We start from the raw sequence: 18,675 nt of genomic DNA, 5'->3' as shown, positions 1-18,675 counted from the left end.
TCCTTAGTGAAATAATCGTTTCATTAGTGGCTCGTCTTTTTTCTTAACGACTGAAATCGAGCCGTTCGCTTCCAATGTGGCCTGAAAGACTTCATCCACATCCATCACTCCCTGCATTCTCAGTGCCTCATGTAATTCCCGGTCTGTAATGGTTTCTTTATGCATAAGTTTCTGATTAAGTTTTCCGTTTTTAATTAAGACCTTAGGAACACCTTCAATGATTTTTTCCGCCGTCTTCGAATGAAAGACCAACTTATTTAAAATAATATTTAAAAACATTAAAGTCCCTACAGTAATAAAACCAGCGGGAACACTTTTATCATCATCTATGAGCGCATTTTGAACTGCCTCACTCATAATCAAGAGCAGAAGAAAATCAAAAGGAGTGAGTTCACCAAAGTGCTTCTTCCCCCAGATTCGAAATACGATAAATAAAAAAACAAAGATAGCACTGGCCCGAAGAACCAGCTCCTGCCATTCACTCTCTAAATTCCACATACAAAACTCCTGTTAAGATAAGAACTTCCAACAGGCCGTCCCCAAGGTACACTTTTCGAATGACTCCTTTCAGAGGGAAATAAATGCTAACAAAACCGAGGAAAAGACAATTCGTCACAGATAGAAGGACAACGGCCTTGGAAATAGTAGGGAGATATAGTGAAGAGAATAGAAAGACCAAAGAAGAAGAAAGGATCATTAAAGAAACAGTATAAACCAGCCAATGGTCTTTTTTATCGCCGGTGACCATTTCAAAAGAACGCAAATGAACTAATGGCCACACGGCGGTCAAGAAATAATAAGAACCTTGAAAAAGCAAAAGAGTTCGCATTAAGAAGGGCTTTGCAGGTTTCTCATTTTTTCAATAAAGCGTGGAGGCATTAGATTCACGACCATATCGAAAGATGTTTTTAAGAAGCCTTCTTGGGAAACTTTGGCCTTCAAGCTTTCAAACGCTTCACCCATCATATTGGCCTCATCTTCTGAAAAAATTCCACGGGCCTCAGAGAAGATCTTCCCCTCTTCTTCCTGGATATGATGAGTCAGAGCTTCTCGTAACTTAATGGCAGTGTCTTTCCAATCCATATCAGTTGAATCTTTCAACTGAAGAGTTCTTAGTAAAGTTTCCGCTTCCATATGTTCTTTATAGGAATGCATGACATCTGATTTATCCGAATTGACGGCACGGATAGCATTGTAAAAGACCGACTCCTCCGCCCGCGAATGGGGAATAAGCCCACTTTTGATCTGCTCAACCAGCACAGATCGATAGCTGTCTCTATCATCCAATTTAATCAACTCATCAAGAAGATCCTTGATCTCATTATGATCGTTCTGAAGACAAGTATAAATATCCATAGACCCCTCCTGGTTCAAGATCTGATTTACGTTCATTCTCTGCCACCTAAATCAAATTGAGATTTAATTTAGGCCCAAAAACTAAATGGCACATGAGTTGCTAATCTTTTCATGGACCAAAACAATTGGAGTTCATATGAAAAGTGGCGAAAAACCGACAGCAGTGATTACTGGAGCATCTACTGGAATTGGTTTTGAACTGGCCAAGCAATTTGCTCAAAATGGCCATGACATTGTTATCGTTTCGAATAGTGACCGAATTAAAGATGCGGCCCAGGAGTTAAGGGCGATTGGTAAAAACGTATTCGAGTATAAACATGATCTTTCACGTAAGGGTGAGATAGAAAAGTTTTATGATGAAGTAAGAACTTTAGGTAAGGACATTGGAATAATTGCATTAAATGCTGGTGTGGGTCTGGGTGGGCCATTTAGGGAAAACGATATAGATGAAGAAGTAAACATGATAAATCTGAATGTTGTGAGTACGGTTTACTTAACCAAGCTATTTTTAAACGGTTTCCTCGAGAATAACGGCAAAATCCTTTTTACTTCATCTATCGTCTCCGACATGCCCGCCCCCTATTCCGCAATTTATGGTGCCACAAAGGCCTTCGTGCAATCTTTTGCCAATGCTCTTCGCGAAGAATTAAAAGAAACAAATATTAGTATTACGACGCTTATGCCGGGAGCAACAAACACCAACTTTTTTGCTCGCGCAGGATTGCTCGATACCAAAGTAGGAGCTGAAGGCAAATTTGAGAATGAACCATCTGAAGTGGCCAAGCAAGGATACGAAGCTTTAATGAACGGAGTGGACGAGGTCTATGCGGCAAGTGCTAAGACAAAACTTGAAGGCGTCATAAATAAATTCCTGCCAGAAAAAGTGAAGGCCATCTTGCATAAGAAACAGGCCGAGCCTGGTTCCGCTTATCACTAATCAAATTGTTTTTCGAATGCCAGAAGGCCTTGGGAGTCTGCCACAGATGAACCAAGGCCCGTCCCAAAAGACACACCTATAAAATAATTATTGCCCAGATTGTGATGAAGACCTGCTTCAATAAGATAAACATTTTCACCCTTTTCATGCTGCTCTTCTAAAAAGGCATCCACTACTAAGGCAGTTCCTTCAAGAATCCTCTGACTCATACCAAAGGTGTAAATATTTCGGTCAGTTCTTTCCATCGCATCAGCTGAATCATTATGTTCAAATTGATAATTGAAATGAATTTGAAAATCTGGTTTTTCTGATGTTCCGATGAGAGTTGTAGTCAAATTGATCCGTACAGAATAGAGCATTGAGTCCATCCCCTTACCGGTGGGGAAAATTGCCACCGGAGAGATGGATAATTCAGGGATTAAATTTTTAGAGTGATTCAAACGGTAGAGAAGACCCATATCAGTTTGACCTGAGTAGTCCTCTTTGCCGCCTGAGAAAATGGTGGCCTCGGTTTCAAATTGGAGATCTTTTGAAATCCCATAACGGAAATTTGGTCTATGTCTTAATTCATCTTGATCACCTTTCTCAAGGGCCAAGCTATATTGCAAATCAAAGGTATGCTCATCTATAGGAGTGGCATCTTCCAGATGTGTCGGCATGTCATTATTTAAATTCATCACATCGGACAGTGCAGGGAAAGAAAAGAAAATAAGAATCAAATAACGAAGCATTCATGGCCTCCTATTTGCACCTCACTGCCCATTACAAGGGGCAAGCATGAGAAACTTTGACATTACAGTACCTTTTTTGAAAGACCCATATCTGTACATTTCTAAAAAATGCAGAGAATTAAAAACTGACACCTTTACCACTCGCCTCATGCTAAAAAGGACCACCTGCTTCAAAGGTAAAGCTGCTGCAGAGCTTTTTTATTCAACAAAGCTCGAAAGAAAAGGGGCCGCACCAGAACCGATAAAGGCCACTCTTTTTGGCAAAGGCGGTGTGCAAGGTCTTGATCAAAGAGAACATCAACACAGAAAGAAATTATTCATGCCTTTCATGGAGTCATCAAACTTGGACGATCTCTTCAATTTGACTCATGCCATTTGGCAGAGAAGAATCAAAAGCTGGATCGGAAATCCTGAAATAAGTTTGTATGAGGAAGCTCAGCTCATTCATACTGAGGCCATTTGCGAATGGTTTGGTATTCCTCTTCGTAAGGACGAAATTCCTGAGAAGGCAAAAGAACTAACCATCATGTTTGATTATGCAGGGGCCAAGGATCTGAGTTATTTCAAGGCGCGGTTTAAGCGAAAGAAAACTGAAAGATGGATCAGTGAACACATTGAGGACATTAGAAAACATCCTCGTGAATATAGTGATTCTTACCTAAAACGTTTTTCACTTTTCAGAGACCTTAGAGGTGAATTACTTCCCTTAAACGCGGCCACCACGGAAATCTTAAGTGCACTGAGGCCCGCAGTGGCGATTTCTCTATACGTCGTTTTCCTAGCTCATGCTTTACATCAGTTTCCAGACAGGGCCCGTTTAATGAATACAGAAAAAGATCGATTCTCATTCATTCAGGAAGTAAGGCGATTCTATCCCTTTTTCCCTGTTATACCGGCCAGGGCGAGAGAAAATTTTGTTTGGAGGAATCATGAATTCATCAAGGGCCAAATGGTCCTCTTGGATATCTATGGCACTAATCACGATGAAAGAATCTGGAAGCACCCCGAGCATTTTATGCCTGAGAGGTTTAATGATCGCCCAGAAAATCCATACGACTTCATTCCTCAGGGCGGAGGTGACCATGCCACTGGACATCGCTGTCCCGGAGAATTAATCACCATCGGCTTTATGAATGTCGCCCTCCACTGTCTAACTGAGGAAATTGACTACCATGTTCCAATACAGGATTTAAAAATAAATTTCTCAAGACTTCCGGCCATTATAAATAGTCATATGATTCTTAATAATGTTCGCCCTAAGTCTCAAAGAAAGGAGATTCGTCCTTCAATGAACTTCTTCCAGGAATAGCTGAAACTCTTTTTTATTTTTGATGACTCGATCAGGTTGAAAAATAGGTGTGATCAATCGGATAAGCAGTCTATTAATTGAACCAGGTGCATAGACCACAATCTCTTTTAGCTTCTGAAGCTTTTTGATCTCCTTCAGGAAAAGAATATTAAAAGGATTAATCAGCCTTACATCCTCCGTATTCGTACAATAGGTCCAGTGATCGGGACATTCCTGCGAAAACTCTTTAGCATTTTTCAAATCCTCGTCGAGTAAATCGGGATTAATAAACCCATGAGGACGGGCCAGGAAGAGATGCTTTCCATAATCTTTGAAAATTTCCAACTTACCACCCAAACTGTCTTTTATGGTTATCTTTGACATAGTTCCTCCTTGCTAACAATTTTTCAAGCAAGGGAGGTGCCACTAAATAACTCCTAAGGGAACAGTTGTGAATGAGGCATATTCATCAGACAAATCCACTCAAAACTTCTCATTCTCATTTCTTAACCCGGTCCCACAACGGCACCACCGTTGCAATTGGAGTTTGTGCGGTTACAAATTTTAAAAAGGAGTTTTATTATGAAACGTCTAGTAGCACTTACTGCATTAGTCTTTAGTATGTACGCTGTGGCCCAAACATCTTCACCGGGCTCAGCATCTTCTCCATCATCGTCTTCTTCTACACCTTCTGCAACTTCATCCCCTAGCTCATCAGGTTCTACAATGAACTCAGATTCTATGAATGAAGAGCAACGCATGGAAGACGAAAGCACTCACAAGAAGAGTGGCAAAAAAGATATGCAAAAAGAAGAATCAGATAGTATGAAAGATGATTCATCATCTTCATCTACAACAACTCCTTAAAAAGAGTTTCCTGTTAGGGACCTTCCGGTTGAAAGACCGGAAGGTTTTATTGATGATTATTGGCCAATAAGTTTAGAACCAGTCATAAGGATTTCGCCGTTATCTTTTACGGCAAAATTAAATTTGTCTTTCATAGAACTCGCAAAAGACATTTCAAAAGCACCAACACTTGGAAAGCCGAGGGCCGCCACGTTCGTCTGAACAATAAGTGAACGGTCTCTAATCTGAATAAGCTCACTCGGAAAGAATTTGAAAGTACATGCGATACCCAACTGGCCACGAGCGCATGATATATTGATTTTTTGGTCGATAGATGTCGTGTTTAATACATCATTGTTACCAAAATGGTTCATGAAGTTATTTAAGCGACCAGTTTGAGATCTTTCGTTGATAAGGACTACCACTTTTTCGGGGTTATAAAAGAATGCCACTGAATCAGATGAGGCAATAGCAGACACCGCGAACACTAGTGCCGATAAAGTTAGAAGCGCGAATTTCATAATGATCCTTATTGATAGAAGACTTGGGATTTAACCCATACTCCACCAATAAACTGGATAATGGCAAGATTACCCGCAGCGACCGAATCAACTTCTTCAAGTGAAAGGTTTCTTAATGAATAGATCTTTGATTCGAAGATCTCACCCTTTGGATGAAGGATCTTCAAGAGATCTGTCTTCTTAAGGCCCTTCGGGTTCTTAACCATGATGGCAAGATGGGAACCTTTTTCGGCCTCAAGCACTTCCCCAATATAATCACCCTCTCGTTTTTGAAGACGAGAGTTTTTAAGTTTCGGGAAGAGTACATCTGTCTTGTTCACAAGGTAAAAGCCACGCATAAGATCTTGCGTGTATTTTTCTTTGAAAGTTTCAAACCCAGTGGCATCGAAGTTTTTCACGAGACCCGAGATCTCGGCAAGAAGCTGATTGTCCCAACGTTGATCAATACGGAAAAAGCCCAGTCCCATTTGACGAAGCTCATGAGCGAAATCTACCAGGCAGAATTCTTTAATATGGAACATAAATGTGCCATGAGCATTTTCAACAATCGGGAAACCTTTGTGAGGTGATTCTTCACTCTCCCCAAGGGCCGCGATTTCTCCATTCATAGTCATCTTCTCTGGAGCCAGGGCAGATAGAAGTGGTCTTGGAGTATAAAAGAGAAGAATGCGTCCCATCCCAAGAAGCTCACATGGAACTTTTAGTTTCTGAACGTAACCCTCGATGGCCGTTTTCGATAATTCAATTGAAAGAATAAGACGCTCTAAACGTCCTTTCGCCAGGTCCACCCAACCTTCTAAAGCAGGAAGATTGTGGTTACCGTTTTCAGCAATAAACTGAAGAGGCCTGTCGGTATTTCTTACGACCCAACCAAATGCACCCGGGTCTTGTACTCGTACAGCATCTGCGTGAGCGACGTAATCATTTACTTCTTTAAGTTTTGCCGTGAACACATCCTCAGTCATGAGAATGTCCCATTCAAGAAGAACACGAAGACCTAATTCCTTCGCACGCATTGAAAGTGCTAAGAACTCATCTTTAGAAAGTTTACCAAAACGAGAAAGAGACTTTGGTTCAAGGATCACTTCCTCGAAACCTTGGTCTTTTAAAATATTTAATTCATGGAGTGAGCGTCCGTAGCTGGTAAGTTTCATGCTTTGCCTCTCTGACGAACGAGATGCATTGAACTAACACCTTCAACAAATGGAAGTCTAACCAGAGTTGTGGGACGAGTGCGTGTCACTGCTTTCATGGCAAGATCCATGATCTCATTGGCCACAACCTTAATCGCCGGACCTTTGAAAGGAATGATTTCGAGTTCATCACCTTGATTAAAAGCATTTCTCACTTCAATGACGATTCCTGACTTTGGATTAGCATCAATGACTGAGCCAACCATTTGCCATTCACCGTCTGAAGCGTTTTCTCTTTCATTGAAAATTGAATCAGCTCCGGCCTTTTCAACTAAACTCGCCTCTGTATAGGTACGGTGAGACACCTTACTTAATTCGGCTTCCCAGTTAATAAGATCGTCTGACAGGAAGTCGCCGTGTTCAGCATAATACTTCAGGGCCTCAGAATAAACTTTCGACATGGTACCAGCGTACAAGTGAGACTTCATACGACCTTCAATTTTTAGAGAATCAATCTTCTCTTCAATGAAGGCCGGAAGAACTCTTAGACCCTCAAGGTCTTTTGAGCTCATGAAATATGCTTTCTTTTTCTCCGGAGTATCGAGACCCTCAAGAGAGTATTCGAATCGACATGAATGGGCGCAACCACCACGGTTAGAATCGCGACCTTGAGTGAAGTTTGAAATCACACAGTGACCAGAGTAGGCCATACACATTGAACCATGAATAAACATCTCGATTTCGATGTCCACTTCACGCTTAATTTTTCCTGCTTCTTTAACTGAAACTTCACGGCCCAAAACGATACGAGTAGCACCGGCCTCTTTCCAGATGCGGGCACTTTCAGAATTCAGGGTCGAAGCTTGGGTTGAGATATGAACTGGAATCTTTGAATGAGCACGTACAGTCTTCACCACACCCAGATCAGAAACAATCACTGCATCTGTTCCAATCTCTTCCAGGAACTTCACAAACTCAGGTACCTCTTCCAGGTCCTTATCATGAAGAAAGGAGTTTAAAACCACATACACCTGGGTGCCCCTTTCATGGGCAAAGTTCATCCCTTCACGGAGCTCATCCAGAGTAAAGTTATCGGCCGCTGTCCGAAGTCCAAACTTCTGTCCACCTACGTAGACGGCGTTGGCGCCATAAAGAACAGCAATTTTTAATTTATCGAGGCTACCGGCCGGGGCCAGCACCTCAGGAAGTTGATGCTTAGTCATGATGGTCCTGTTTACCAAAATTCGGACGTAAGTTAAACTCTTGATAAAGAATATGTTTTAAAAGGGTTTTCGGTTTGAAAAAAGTTCTCTCTTTGCTCCTTCTGACGGTTCTGGTGGCCCTTGTAACTGGCGGATATCTCGTCTTCGATCGCTATCAGAAAAATCCCGTGCAGGTAGTACCCTACCCATATACTTTTGTTGAGTCGGCTCCCGGAATCCAATTGGACGCCCCCATTCTCATCACCGGTGACCGCATGGGAGCGTATTTTGCGAAATTTAAGACGGAACTTGCGGCCGCAATTTCGGTGAATCTCGCCAAACCCATTCAGGTACAAAGTCTCGCCAAAGAGGGAAATGGCCTTCACCGCACTCTGCATGAATTAAAATCTCTTACACAGTGGCCCCAAATTTTGATCTACCAGGGTGCCAGCGAGGAGTTCGCAGAATCAAAGTTTAATCCGGCCGAAATTGCGAAAATTAACACTAACTTTAAGCGCTACTCAGATGACAGAATTGAGACCTTTTTGATTCTGTATCCGTGGCTTTCCCGCTTGGTTTACGAACCGATTCACCAAGTGAAACTGGGAGCAACTCCCGAGTTAAAACAGGTCGAAGAGCCAGAGTATCTAAGACGTATGGAGACAGAGTTTCTCCTCTACGAGCAGCAACTCATTCAGCTGGTCAATCAGAGTAAGGACCGAAATACCCTTCTGATCCTTACCACCACTCCCATTAACCTTGATATTCCTCCAAAGAAGGTCTGCGAGTTTACAACGACAACTGATATTGAGACGGAAATTTTGGATTTAAGAGAGCTTTTGAAAAAGAACAACCCAAAGGCCGCTTATGCCAAATCTTCTAAACTCATCAATCAATATTCTGGAAATGCTCTTCTCCTTTATATCCACGGTCAGGTCGCTAAACGTCTGGGTTATACTGATGAAGCTGCCCAGTCACTTCTGAAGTCCACGGCATACGACTGCCGACCTTGGAGAACTACGGAAGTTTATAATTCCATCATTCGAAAAGTGGCAAAAGATCATCAGGTCCTCTTATTCGATTTCGCTCAGATGATCACGAATGAATGGACCCAAAACACAACATTTTTTGATGAGATTCATCCGCAGAATTTGTACTATGACCAGGGCATGAAACAACTGGGCATGGTGATCAAACGAATCCTGAAACTGTAGAGGGTAAACGATGCAAGTTTATAATCTGGAATTTGGTCCTCATGAACTGGTTGCCCGCGAAGGTGATCCTTCCACTGACCTCTATTACCTCAAATCTGGTCGTCTCCTGATCTGCACCGTTCATGGAACTGAGGTCAAGGCCATCGCGCGCATCGAGGCCGGAGTTTTCATCGGAGAGCTCTCATTTTTTGATGGCAAACACCGCGCAAGCCACATCGTGACTCTCGAGAAAAGCACTCTGGTGCAAATCCCTAAACATGAACTCTCTAACCACCTCCCATTTTGGTTCCTGGAAGTGGGCAAAGGTTTAACCAAAAAAATCCGTCGTCTCGACGAAATTATCAATACCAGTAACCTCCGCAAAATTGGTTCTGAGGATCAAAAACCTCTGACCATCGAAGAACAACGCAAGCTCTACTCCGTCATAACTCATCAACATACTTAGGTATTTTGGCCACGCTGACTCCAGGGTGGTAAACTTATGATACTCAGTGGGGCCAAATTAACTGCACCAAGTCACGGGAAAGCCCTTTAAAACCGCTCTCGCTTGGCACGCTCCTCGCAATACAGAGAGTTGGGACAACAAGGAGGTTGACCAATGAGAACACACATCTTTTCGGCCTTGCTTCTTATGGTAATGATGACGGCCTGTGCTTCAAAAGAGCACCTCACCGCCTCCCAGGAGAAGAAGCTCGAAGAAAAGCAAGACATGCAAACCAATGTTGAATATTCATGGTTTGACGGCCAGGCGGCCGGCCGGGAAGGTCCGACCTCAGAACGCCAGTAAATATTTTACGTCCACCGGGAAAATTGGTTTTTTAATTCGCACTTTTTAACTTATAGTGCGGGTTATAAAAAAAATGATTTTCCCGGAGGGATTTTGAGGTGAAAACTTCTTCACAACAACCTACTCGCTTTCACAACTTAGACGCGAGCAAAGAATGGACCACGGCCGATGCTGACGAGATCTATCAAATCAGTCGCTGGGGCGAAAATTACTTTTCTGTAAACAACAAGGGTGACCTTTGTGTGAATCCAACTCAGACCAACAATGGTCCAGTGATTAACATGATGGAAATCGTGGAAGAGATGAAGAACAAGGGGATCTCATTCCCAGCGGTAATTCGTTTCCATGACATTCTTCGTTCACAGGTTGCTAACCTCAATAAAACTTTCCGTTCGCTAATTGAAGAGGCCAAGTTCACTGGCTCTTACTATGGCGTATACCCAATTAAAGTAAACCAAATGCGTGAAGTGGTTGAAGAGATCGTCGATGCCGGCGCTCCATTCAACTATGGTCTTGAGGCCGGTTCTAAACCGGAGCTACTAGCTGCTCTTGCTATGAACTCAAACCAAAACTCACTTACAGTAATCAACGGTTATAAAGACCTTGATTTACTACGTCTTGCCCTACTTGGTAACCAACTAGGACGCAAAGTAATCGTAGTAGTAGAAAAATACTCTGAGCTTACTGACCTTATGAAGCTTTCTCAAGAAATCGGTGTTGAACCGATGATCGGTCTTCGTGCGAAGATCGCGACGAAGTCTTCAGGTAAATGGGCAAGCTCTGGTGGTGACTATGCTAAATTTGGTCTAACGATCACAGAGATTCTCCAAGCTGTTAAGTATATGAAGTCGATTGGCAAAGAGCACTGCTTGAAGCTTTTCCACTTCCACATCGGTTCACAGATTCCAGATCTACGTACAATCAAAGATTCAATCTCTGAAGGTGCTCGTATCTACGCCAAGCTTTATAAAGAGGGCGCTAAACTTGAGTACTTCGACGTAGGTGGTGGCGTAGGTGTTAACTACGACGGAACTCGTTCTAACTCTCCTTCTTCAATTAACTACACAACTCGTGACTACGTTGCTGACGTTGTTTATATCTTGAAGCAAGTTTGTGACCTTGAAGACGTACCACATCCGAACATCGTTTCAGAGTCGGGCCGTGCCATCACTGCTCACCACTCATGTGTGATCACAAACGTTTTCGGTGCTCTTGAAATTGGTGCGGCTGATAACTTCAACACAGATAAAGCGATCCACGAGAACATCCTTGTGACGAACATGAGAGATCTTTCAACTGATCTCAATGCCAAAAACTACCAGGACGTCTATAACGATGCTACGAAACTGAAAGAAGAATCTATTTCTGCTTTCAAGTTCGGCATCCTTTCTCTTGATGAAAGAGCGAAGCTTGAAACGCTTTACTGGAGAATCTGTAAGAAGATCACTCAGTTCGCGTCTCTTGATGAGTACGCTTCTGATGAGATTCTAGCTCTTAAGAGCCAGATGGCCTCTCAGTACATGTGTAACTTCTCTATCTTCCAGTCTGCTCCGGATACTTGGGCCATTGGCCAGATCCTTCCGGTTCTTCCCATTCACAAGCTGAATGAGAAGCCGACTGAACTAGCAACACTGGTTGATATTACTTGTGACTCTGACGGTAAAGTGGACACGTTCCTTTCACCAGATGGCCCAACAAATACACTTCCAATGCACAAGCTTAACGGCGACGATTACTACATTGGCCTATTCATGACTGGTGCTTACCAGGACATCATGGGTGATAACCATAACTGTTTCGGTCGTCTGAACGAAGTGCACATTTTCGCGGATGATGATGATCCAACAGACTTCTACATTGAAGAAGTGATCATGGGTAACAAGGCCTCTCAGGTTCTTTCTACACTTCAGTACAACCCTGAGACAATGGCCCAAACAGTGAAAGCTTCAATTGATACTCAAGTGAAGCGCGGTAAGATTCGTCCTCGTGAAGGTGTGGATCTGACTGACTTTTATGAAAGCTGCTTGAAGAGCTACACTTACCTAAAAAAATAGTTATTCTATTTCCCCACCCTTCGGGGTGGGGATTTTTCCAATCCCATTCTAAACCTCGCTCGCTGATTACATTCAAAACAAAGTAGCCTTACATTCTGTACCGTTGCCGGTCCCCCCATTGAATATGGAATGATGTGATCATAATTTAAGTTATGAGTCGTTCCACAATTGGTGCATTTCTTATCTCGGGCATAGACAGTGCGTTTCACCGAAGCGGGAATTGCTCTTCCTACTTTCGCTGGCGAAAGTGAAGTTTCGGATTTCGTCTGTTTGAACTTCGTTTTTTCCACCGCTTCAATCGCCTTCTTTGCCATGAACTGGACCAGCTGATCCATCTCCATTTCTTTGCCCAAAAGATTTTTTAACTGATCCACCAGATTCATCGTCTCATCTGTCAAAACAAAGGCAACTTGAACCTTATCTTTTGAAATGCGCTTTTTTTTATCCTTGGCCCTCTCTTCTTTGCCCGTGATTTCAAATAATTTCTGCTCACACTCTGTCTTAGTTAAGTTTTCCACTTCCTTTAACACGTCACGCTTTTGAATGGGATCATCAATGAATTGATTCACTAATGAAATTGTTGTGAGATTCAGACTTCCTTCTTCGATTTTCTTCTCAATTTCTGGCATTTCTGCCAGGGCACGAGAGGCAACAATTCGCCTATGGGCAGCGCCTTCGGAATAACCTAATTCATGTACACAATAAGCAAACAAAGATGAATATTTGAGGTCACAATAAAGTTTCCTCTTATCAATTTCTCTTAAGTGATGAAGAAGTTTAACCAATGCTTCTCGCTCGACCCCTGCCAACTTTTTTGTATCACTCAGTAAAATTTTATTTGCAACATGATTTAGTCTCATGTTAAAAACAATACGGAAAAGATACGGACTCGTCAACTATAAAAAAAGTTACTTCCGCTAGCGAAAGTGAATCATCTGATTTTCCCTATCTTTTTTAGATACAAGAAGACTTCAACACTTAAGAACAAAGTGAAGGAGGTGTAATAGGTCCAGGTGAGGAATACAAGAAGTGATCCGGCCGCTCCATAAATGGAATTCGAGGCCACCCCTTTCAAATAACTCGCAAGCACCATATTCCCCAAAAGAAAAAACACCGAAGACAGGATTCCCATCTTAAGCGCTTCCATCGAAGGGGGTCTTTTACTAGGTGTGAAAAAGTGAATGCCCCAGAACATAGCAATGTAGACGATGATATTGATTCCAATCGCTAGAGATCTGAAGAAGAAATAGTCTTCACTTCCGGCCGGTAATACCCAGTTCACAATTCCTGGTAAAGAGGCCGCGACAATGAAGAAGATTCCCGTCATAAGCACGAAGAACATGGCAAAGAGTTTTTCTTTCACCGTATCCATGAGAGTGCGTTTGGCATGAGGATTATATTTTCCGTAGATCACGTCCATGGCGTAGCGAAGCTGCAAGAAAACCAGCGAGGCAGTCGAAAGAAGGACGATGACCCCGATGATTCCTGATATTGATCCCACATTCACGCCCTCGTTGACGTTAGCGAAGATCATTTGAATCATCTTCCCTACCTGAGGAGAAAATTCACTTGCCATGGTGACGAGTTTTTCCTGTACACCCACTCCCAGCATTGATGCCACTCCTAAAAGAATCAGCATGAAGGGAGCAATGGCCAGGGCCGAATAATATGAAATCGAAGAAGAAAGAAGGAAGAGGTTATCTTCGGTAACTTTAGTTGCTAGGTTTTTAACCCTTGTTGTGAGGCTTTTCTTGATCAGTTCCATGTGTCTCACCCATCCTTAGGTATTGGTCCTTATAAACCACATACGCTTTATAGTGATTGGACACGCGCTCAATTTCTTCAGCGGACAATGGTCTTTCAACAACAGCGGGCCTTCCTTTGATCATACTCCCGGCCGGAAATTTCTTACCTGGAGTAACAAGAGAACCAGCGGCGACGAGACAATTGTCTCCAATCTCTGCTCCATCTAGGATAATGGCCCCCATACCAATCAGACAACCATTTCCGATCTTACAGCCATGAAGAATCACGCTATGACCGAGAGAAGTGTTTTCGCCGATTGTGAGAGAATTTATTTCTGTCACATGCAGCATACAAAGATCCTGAATGTTGGTGTTCTTACCGATCTTAATGAAATTTACGTCCGCACGAACAACAGTGTTAAACCAGATGTTAACGTGGTCGCCTAATTCAGCGCGGCCGATAATCTTGGCTCCATCTGAATAATAAACGCGCTCGCCAAGAGTCGGATAATAATCAAAATATCGAGAAAGCATAACTAACCTCTAAGAATGGCCAGAACGTGAGCGTCCTGTGGAAAGAAGTGTGGCCCCAGGATTTGGATTTTTCCACCCTGTCTCATCACCTCTTCTGCGAGTTCATTTAAAATATCCATGGAGTTCTTCTTATTGACCCGCTTATGAATGGAGTACTCACCAGTATCCGGATCAAGCCTTCCCCAAAGTTTCTTTTCTGTCGGTAATACCAGATGCACCACCTTTCCAGAGTAAGTGGCCTTAATGATCCCTTCCAGATCCGAGATGATTCTTTTTGATTTTACCATCTTCTTTAAACGCTCTTTGAACTGGGCCGAATAATAATCCATCACGGTGTGACGGAACAGTTTACAGCGCTCAACAATCTCCACACAGGTCTTCTCATAGAAGTCTTCATGAATATGAGAAATCACCCCGAAAGAATGCTCGAAGTAGCGAAGGAAAATTGTTTTTAGTTCCTCAAGTCCTGTCACAATCACCGGTAGTGAATGATACAGAATCATGTCCATAAGTTTTTGAGCGATGGTCTTTAAAGCAAGAATGGTTTTGAAGGGAATAAGTCCCATGTATTGAGGAGCATACAAACGGGCCGAATTGTTACCAAAAAAACCTTTCGGCAATTGATCAAACTCATACTGCTGCATGATCTCAAGATGCTGAAAATCTCCACGATAGATTTTAATATCGTAGAGCGAGATGTTCACAAGAATGTATTCAGGATTAACAAAGAGGTCTTCCATCAAAGGACGAACGTGAAAGGTCTGACCAATGATGCAATAAGGCTCAACTTTTTGATCCAGGTTAATATAACCCTGAAGGTCTTCTGCGATGAAAAAGCCGTGGGACTGATTCGGATGACAGTGAATCACCTTCTTAATATTGGGTTTCAGTTTTTCCAAAAGGTTTGCCACTGGAACTTTATGCTGAAGCAAGAGCTGCGACTCCATATCTTTCAGGAACACTTCAAGTTCGGCCTCATCTGTAAGGCCGGTTTTCGGTCCTACATAAAAGCTTAAACAAGTGGATTTAGGATGAAACAACAATTGGTTTAAGTTAACTGGTTTCACTGTGATTTGACCCTCATGGCCATTTAAAAGTTGATTCTCTCATTATAGCCTTGGACCAGGTTTCGTGATAGCGTTTTAACATGAAGAATGAACACGTTGCCTTTGGAATTGATATCGGCGGAACAAATACCAAGATTGGTTTGTTCGATAAGTCAGGAAATCTCCTCCTGTCTCATACCCTCCCTACTGATAAAACAGTGTCGCCGGAACAATTTATTGAGCATTTAGCTCAAGAATCTCAGCGCCTCTTATCAGTCGATCTGAAAATCGAATTGGGTGATTCTCGTATTTTGGGACTTGGGGCAGGTGCTCCTGTGGCCAATTATTATACTGGTCGGATTGAACACGCCCCTAACCTTGGTTGGACTAATGTCGCACTAAGAGACTTATTCCAGCAAAAGTTTAAGTGTCTGGCGGTGATTGAAAACGACGCCAACCTTGCTGCCATTGGTGAAAACCGTTGGGGTGCAGGTAAAGACCTAAAAGATTTTATTCTTATTACTCTAGGTACTGGTGTCGGTACCGGACTAATCTTAGATGGAAAACTTTACCGTGGCAACAATGCCCTCGGCGCTGAGGGTGGTCACATTATCATTCCTAATGACAAAAAACGTCTGTGTTCTTGTGGTGGAATGAATCACCTGGAAAGTTTCCTATCCGCCAAAGGCATCAAGCAGACCATTCAGGAACTCACGGGTGAAGAATGGAAAATTGAAAAACTTGGAACACTCTTTAGAGAAAAAGATCTAAAAGCAACTACCATCATCAATACTATTGCTGAAGAGCTGGCAACAGGTCTGGTAAGTATTGGTGTTCTATTTGGGCCACAGGCCTTTGTTATCGGTGGAGGCGTTTCCAAGCTTGGTGACAGCTTCAACCAAGTGGTGAAGAAAAAAATGGACGAACTTATTCACTTCTCTCTCAAGGGAAAAATTAACATCGTCACCGCCAGTCTTTCATCGGAAAAGGGCGCCATTTACGGTGGTGCCGCTCATATTTTTGATGAGGTGCTGAAGTAATGGATGTTCCTGTTGACTGGCACATGGATCCAGAGAACAAAGAAACCAAGAAATTGAATGAAATAGTCTCTGCTCACGTACGAAAATTAGGTCGTGCTTTGAGTGAGGCAACAACGAAAGAAGAAAAGTACGCAGCGGTTTTTGCTTTCTATAGAAAGTTTTACACGCTCACTCTTTGTAAAAGCTGTGTGGCCGCTGGAATTAACCGCTCTCCTACCCGGGACATCATCTTAGATTATCCATGGAAGGAACTTAAACAAGACAGGATTTTCTGCTTAAAGATATGGGAAAAAATCAATCATTAGAACAACCGTTTCGTTTGATCCTTGCTTCCACTTCTAAATATCGTGGCGAGCTCCTCTCTCAGCTTGGTTGGGAGTTTGATGCTGTCGCTCCAGGTGTGGACGAAGAAAAAATTAAAAAGAAAGGCATGACTCCGAGAGAGCTTGCTCTTGAGCTTTCAAAATTAAAAGCACAGGCGGTCTCATGTAAATATCCGCACGCCTGTGTGATTGGCTCTGACCAGGTTTGTACTTTAGGAAATCATATCTTTGATAAACCAGGCACAACTGATGCGGCGATGGAACAATTGTCCTTCATGCAAGGGAAGTCTCATCAATTGATCACGGCCGTGACTGTTCTTCATCCGGACGGGATGGAAGTCATCCTGAACGAAACAACTCTTCATATGCGTAAGCTCACTCTGCCTCAGATTCATGCTTACGTTCAGGCCGATAAACCGCTGGACTGTGCCGGCAGTTATAAACTTGAATCCCGTGGAATTAAACTTTTCGAAAAAATTGAAATGTCTGACCACACGGCCATCATTGGTCTACCTCTGATTGAACTCACTAACACTCTATTGAAATTGGGATACTCGCTGTGAAATATATCGTCCTCCTATTGCTCCTGGTAGCAAGCTGTGCCCAGCTACCTAAACAACACTCTGACAAATACTCTATCCTTCAAGGTGTAACGAACTCAAAAGAAGTTGAATTCAGTGTTCTTGCCGACACGGAAAATCTTCGTTTCGAATTAAGGGATCCTGAGGGAGAAATCATTCAGCCGGATGAAACCAAAATTGTGACCAGATCCTTTTCTAAATGGATGGTGCACAAGATCGTTTTCGTTCGCGATGCTCAAAAAGACTATAACCTTTATGTCTATGAAGGCGAAAAGATCGTTGATCAGCGCCTGGTTGGTCGCGGCCAAAAAGAACAAACTCGCCTCCGTATCGCCGTTGCTTCTTGCATGAGCGATCACTTCAAAAAAGACTTTAAGATCTGGGACACGCTAGCGAGTAAGAATCCGGAATATCTTCTTATGATTGGTGATAACGTCTACTCGGACATCACTGACAAATCTTTGGTTCAAGCTGTTGATCCGGAACTTCTATGGAAGCGATATGTAGACACTCGTTTAGCACTTCCCATTTATTTCCAGAAGAAACTCATCCCGGTTCATGCCACATGGGACGATCACGACTACGGTATCAACGACGGAAACTCTAAATGGGGTTATAAGAAAGAAGCGAAAGAAATTTTCGACGCTTTCTTCGCTCAGGATATGAGTGATGATGATTATTACAAAGGTCACGGTGTGGGTGGTATGCTTTCACTCGGTGACTTTAACTTATACTTTTTGGATGGAAGAACTTTTCGTTCTGACATCAAAGAAGGAACTCACCTAGGATTAGATCAGACCGCTTGGCTTATCTCTAAGCTTCGTGAAGAAAGTTCTCCGAGCTTTATCATCAAGGGTGATCAGTTTTTTGGTGGCTACCATAAATTCGAATCATTTGAAGGCAGTCACCCAAATGACTTCCAGCAATTTGTGGACGAGTTAAAGAAGATCAATACTCCGTTTATCTTTCTTTCCGGTGACCGTCACATGAGTGAAATTATGCAATTTCCTCGTGGCATGTTCGGCAAGCCAAGCTTTGAAATTACTTCAAGCCCCATTCACTCAAAGGTGTATCCGGACCGCCTTGATCAGAATCCATGGCGTGTGGTTTCAGAGAACGCGCACCAGAACTTTACGATCATCGATAACCTCGCACAAAATGATCACTGGTTCCTTGAGATCGAGAACTTTGGTGTGAATGGAGAACCATACTATCGCCGTGAAGTGGCGGTATTCATCAAAGATCTACAGAACAATCTCAATGAAGCGAGAAAACGTCGTGTAGGTAAACGCCGTTACAAAAAAATTCGCGTAAAAAGATCTAAACGTCGTTAGTAG

22 protein-coding genes are annotated in these 18,675 nt (G+C 42.7%); 11 read left to right on the top strand and 11 right to left on the bottom strand.

From position 1 onward, the window contains the following. Positions 1-3: 3 nt before the first annotated feature. A complete protein-coding gene (locus SOO65_RS10575; protein WP_321400155.1) occupies positions 4-498 on the bottom strand; it encodes a DUF421 domain-containing protein in 495 nt (164 codons plus the stop codon). A gap of 330 nt (positions 499-828) precedes the next feature. Beyond that, complete coding sequence (locus tag SOO65_RS10570; protein WP_321400153.1) at positions 829-1,356, bottom strand: hemerythrin domain-containing protein; 528 nt, start codon at positions 1,354-1,356, stop codon at positions 829-831. A gap of 136 nt (positions 1,357-1,492) precedes the next feature. Here SOO65_RS10570 and SOO65_RS10565 point away from each other — a divergent pair, with 136 nt between their 5' ends. Further along, positions 1,493-2,293: an SDR family NAD(P)-dependent oxidoreductase gene (locus SOO65_RS10565; RefSeq protein WP_321400151.1), complete on the top strand. Its 801-nt coding sequence runs from the start codon at positions 1,493-1,495 to the stop codon at positions 2,291-2,293. Here the strand turns inward: SOO65_RS10565 and SOO65_RS10560 are convergent. Beyond that, the gene (locus SOO65_RS10560; RefSeq protein ID WP_321400149.1) at positions 2,290-3,024 is read right to left on the bottom strand and encodes a hypothetical protein; all 735 of its coding nucleotides are present in this window, start codon (positions 3,022-3,024) and stop codon (positions 2,290-2,292) included. The genes SOO65_RS10565 and SOO65_RS10560 overlap by 4 nt on opposite strands. A 148-nt stretch (positions 3,025-3,172) precedes the next feature. Between SOO65_RS10560 and SOO65_RS10555 the strand changes: the two genes are divergently transcribed. Further along, complete coding sequence (locus SOO65_RS10555) at positions 3,173-4,333, top strand: cytochrome P450 (RefSeq protein WP_321400147.1); 1,161 nt, start codon at positions 3,173-3,175, stop codon at positions 4,331-4,333. Here the strand turns inward: SOO65_RS10555 and SOO65_RS10550 are convergent. Beyond that, the gene (locus tag SOO65_RS10550; RefSeq protein ID WP_321400145.1) at positions 4,310-4,696 is read right to left on the bottom strand and encodes a hypothetical protein; all 387 of its coding nucleotides are present in this window, start codon (positions 4,694-4,696) and stop codon (positions 4,310-4,312) included. The two genes, SOO65_RS10555 and SOO65_RS10550, sit on opposite strands and share 24 nt — an antisense overlap. Before the next feature lie 198 nt (positions 4,697-4,894). Here SOO65_RS10550 and SOO65_RS10545 point away from each other — a divergent pair, with 198 nt between their 5' ends. Next, positions 4,895-5,179 (top strand): hypothetical protein, encoded by a 285-nt coding sequence (locus SOO65_RS10545; protein WP_321400143.1) that lies wholly within the window; start codon positions 4,895-4,897, stop codon positions 5,177-5,179. 56 nt (positions 5,180-5,235) lie between these two features. Here the strand turns inward: SOO65_RS10545 and SOO65_RS10540 are convergent, their stop codons facing one another. The 3 genes from SOO65_RS10540 to SOO65_RS10530 are packed head-to-tail and all read right to left on the bottom strand — an operon-like array spanning position 5,236 to position 8,035. Beyond that, positions 5,236-5,679, bottom strand: coding sequence for a hypothetical protein (locus tag SOO65_RS10540; protein WP_321400141.1), 444 nt, complete (start codon positions 5,677-5,679; stop codon positions 5,236-5,238). Between the two features lie 8 nt (positions 5,680-5,687). Further along, the gene (locus SOO65_RS10535) at positions 5,688-6,833 is read right to left on the bottom strand and encodes a U32 family peptidase (RefSeq protein ID WP_321400139.1); all 1,146 of its coding nucleotides are present in this window, start codon (positions 6,831-6,833) and stop codon (positions 5,688-5,690) included. Continuing rightward, the gene (locus SOO65_RS10530; RefSeq protein ID WP_321400137.1) at positions 6,830-8,035 is read right to left on the bottom strand and encodes a peptidase U32 family protein; all 1,206 of its coding nucleotides are present in this window, start codon (positions 8,033-8,035) and stop codon (positions 6,830-6,832) included. The genes SOO65_RS10535 and SOO65_RS10530 overlap by 4 nt, the downstream gene beginning before the upstream one ends. A gap of 74 nt (positions 8,036-8,109) precedes the next feature. Between SOO65_RS10530 and SOO65_RS10525 the strand changes: the two genes are divergently transcribed. From SOO65_RS10525 to speA, 4 genes are all read left to right on the top strand, one after another. After that, positions 8,110-9,228: an SGNH/GDSL hydrolase family protein gene (locus SOO65_RS10525; RefSeq protein ID WP_321400135.1), complete on the top strand. Its 1,119-nt coding sequence runs from the start codon at positions 8,110-8,112 to the stop codon at positions 9,226-9,228. Positions 9,229-9,238: 10 nt separating this feature from the next. After that, positions 9,239-9,673, top strand: a complete 435-nt coding sequence (locus SOO65_RS10520) for a Crp/Fnr family transcriptional regulator (RefSeq protein WP_321400133.1) — start codon at positions 9,239-9,241, stop codon at positions 9,671-9,673. A gap of 153 nt (positions 9,674-9,826) precedes the next feature. Then, positions 9,827-10,015, top strand: a complete 189-nt coding sequence (locus SOO65_RS10515; protein ID WP_321400131.1) for a hypothetical protein — start codon at positions 9,827-9,829, stop codon at positions 10,013-10,015. A 98-nt stretch (positions 10,016-10,113) separates the two neighbouring features. Beyond that, positions 10,114-12,069, top strand: a complete 1,956-nt coding sequence (speA, locus tag SOO65_RS10510) for a biosynthetic arginine decarboxylase (RefSeq protein ID WP_321400129.1) — start codon at positions 10,114-10,116, stop codon at positions 12,067-12,069. Positions 12,070-12,074: 5 nt separating this feature from the next. On the opposite strand, the gene SOO65_RS10505 is transcribed toward speA, so the two are convergent. From SOO65_RS10505 to SOO65_RS10490, 4 genes are all read right to left on the bottom strand, one after another. Next, positions 12,075-12,929, bottom strand: coding sequence for an HNH endonuclease (locus tag SOO65_RS10505; protein ID WP_321400127.1), 855 nt, complete (start codon positions 12,927-12,929; stop codon positions 12,075-12,077). Positions 12,930-13,000: 71 nt separating this feature from the next. Beyond that, the gene (locus SOO65_RS10500; protein WP_321400125.1) at positions 13,001-13,834 is read right to left on the bottom strand and encodes a YihY/virulence factor BrkB family protein; all 834 of its coding nucleotides are present in this window, start codon (positions 13,832-13,834) and stop codon (positions 13,001-13,003) included. After that, complete coding sequence (locus tag SOO65_RS10495; protein WP_321400123.1) at positions 13,797-14,348, bottom strand: gamma carbonic anhydrase family protein; 552 nt, start codon at positions 14,346-14,348, stop codon at positions 13,797-13,799. The genes SOO65_RS10500 and SOO65_RS10495 overlap by 38 nt, the downstream gene beginning before the upstream one ends. A gap of 2 nt (positions 14,349-14,350) precedes the next feature. Then, the gene (locus SOO65_RS10490) at positions 14,351-15,415 is read right to left on the bottom strand and encodes a hypothetical protein (protein WP_321400122.1); all 1,065 of its coding nucleotides are present in this window, start codon (positions 15,413-15,415) and stop codon (positions 14,351-14,353) included. 80 nt (positions 15,416-15,495) lie between these two features. On the opposite strand from SOO65_RS10490, the gene SOO65_RS10485 reads away from it, so the two are divergent. From SOO65_RS10485 to SOO65_RS10470, 4 genes are read left to right on the top strand one after another with little or no spacing between them, the layout of a single operon-like run. Then, the gene (locus SOO65_RS10485) at positions 15,496-16,434 is read left to right on the top strand and encodes an ROK family protein (RefSeq protein ID WP_321400120.1); all 939 of its coding nucleotides are present in this window, start codon (positions 15,496-15,498) and stop codon (positions 16,432-16,434) included. Further along, a complete protein-coding gene (locus SOO65_RS10480; RefSeq protein WP_321400118.1) occupies positions 16,434-16,739 on the top strand; it encodes a hypothetical protein in 306 nt (101 codons plus the stop codon). The genes SOO65_RS10485 and SOO65_RS10480 overlap by 1 nt, the downstream gene beginning before the upstream one ends. Beyond that, positions 16,718-17,320: a Maf family protein gene (locus tag SOO65_RS10475; protein ID WP_321400116.1), complete on the top strand. Its 603-nt coding sequence runs from the start codon at positions 16,718-16,720 to the stop codon at positions 17,318-17,320. The genes SOO65_RS10480 and SOO65_RS10475 overlap by 22 nt, the downstream gene beginning before the upstream one ends. Next, positions 17,317-18,672: an alkaline phosphatase D family protein gene (locus SOO65_RS10470; RefSeq protein ID WP_321400114.1), complete on the top strand. Its 1,356-nt coding sequence runs from the start codon at positions 17,317-17,319 to the stop codon at positions 18,670-18,672. Before SOO65_RS10475 ends, SOO65_RS10470 begins: the two co-directional genes overlap by 4 nt. The last annotated feature ends 3 nt before the right edge of the window (positions 18,673-18,675 follow it).

This window comes from Peredibacter starrii (assembly GCF_034259205.1).
In the GTDB taxonomy this organism is placed as follows: domain Bacteria; phylum Bdellovibrionota; class Bacteriovoracia; order Bacteriovoracales; family Bacteriovoracaceae; genus Peredibacter; species Peredibacter starrii.
Note: the sequence above shows the minus strand (reverse complement) of the source record. Positions and strands in the feature narration are given on the sequence as shown.

What these genes read in the sequence shown, in the direction of transcription:
- SOO65_RS10575 (WP_321400155.1), bottom strand. Translation starts at nt 498, where the DNA reads ATGTGGAATTTAGAGAGTGAATGGCAGGAGCTGGTTCTTCGGGCCAGT.
- SOO65_RS10570 (WP_321400153.1), bottom strand. Translation starts at nt 1,356, where the DNA reads ATGGATATTTATACTTGTCTTCAGAACGATCATAATGAGATCAAGGAT.
- SOO65_RS10565 (WP_321400151.1), top strand. Translation starts at nt 1,493, where the DNA reads ATGAAAAGTGGCGAAAAACCGACAGCAGTGATTACTGGAGCATCTACT.
- SOO65_RS10560 (WP_321400149.1), bottom strand. Translation starts at nt 3,024, where the DNA reads ATGCTTCGTTATTTGATTCTTATTTTCTTTTCTTTCCCTGCACTGTCC.
- SOO65_RS10555 (WP_321400147.1), top strand. Translation starts at nt 3,173, where the DNA reads ATGCTAAAAAGGACCACCTGCTTCAAAGGTAAAGCTGCTGCAGAGCTT.
- SOO65_RS10550 (WP_321400145.1), bottom strand. Translation starts at nt 4,696, where the DNA reads ATGTCAAAGATAACCATAAAAGACAGTTTGGGTGGTAAGTTGGAAATT.
- SOO65_RS10545 (WP_321400143.1), top strand. Translation starts at nt 4,895, where the DNA reads ATGAAACGTCTAGTAGCACTTACTGCATTAGTCTTTAGTATGTACGCT.
- SOO65_RS10540 (WP_321400141.1), bottom strand. Translation starts at nt 5,679, where the DNA reads ATGAAATTCGCGCTTCTAACTTTATCGGCACTAGTGTTCGCGGTGTCT.
- SOO65_RS10535 (WP_321400139.1), bottom strand. Translation starts at nt 6,833, where the DNA reads ATGAAACTTACCAGCTACGGACGCTCACTCCATGAATTAAATATTTTA.
- SOO65_RS10530 (WP_321400137.1), bottom strand. Translation starts at nt 8,035, where the DNA reads ATGACTAAGCATCAACTTCCTGAGGTGCTGGCCCCGGCCGGTAGCCTC.
- SOO65_RS10520 (WP_321400133.1), top strand. Translation starts at nt 9,239, where the DNA reads ATGCAAGTTTATAATCTGGAATTTGGTCCTCATGAACTGGTTGCCCGC.
- SOO65_RS10515 (WP_321400131.1), top strand. Translation starts at nt 9,827, where the DNA reads ATGAGAACACACATCTTTTCGGCCTTGCTTCTTATGGTAATGATGACG.
- SOO65_RS10505 (WP_321400127.1), bottom strand. Translation starts at nt 12,929, where the DNA reads ATGAGACTAAATCATGTTGCAAATAAAATTTTACTGAGTGATACAAAA.
- SOO65_RS10500 (WP_321400125.1), bottom strand. Translation starts at nt 13,834, where the DNA reads ATGGAACTGATCAAGAAAAGCCTCACAACAAGGGTTAAAAACCTAGCA.
- SOO65_RS10495 (WP_321400123.1), bottom strand. Translation starts at nt 14,348, where the DNA reads ATGCTTTCTCGATATTTTGATTATTATCCGACTCTTGGCGAGCGCGTT.
- SOO65_RS10485 (WP_321400120.1), top strand. Translation starts at nt 15,496, where the DNA reads ATGAAGAATGAACACGTTGCCTTTGGAATTGATATCGGCGGAACAAAT.
- SOO65_RS10480 (WP_321400118.1), top strand. Translation starts at nt 16,434, where the DNA reads ATGGATGTTCCTGTTGACTGGCACATGGATCCAGAGAACAAAGAAACC.
- SOO65_RS10475 (WP_321400116.1), top strand. Translation starts at nt 16,718, where the DNA reads ATGGGAAAAAATCAATCATTAGAACAACCGTTTCGTTTGATCCTTGCT.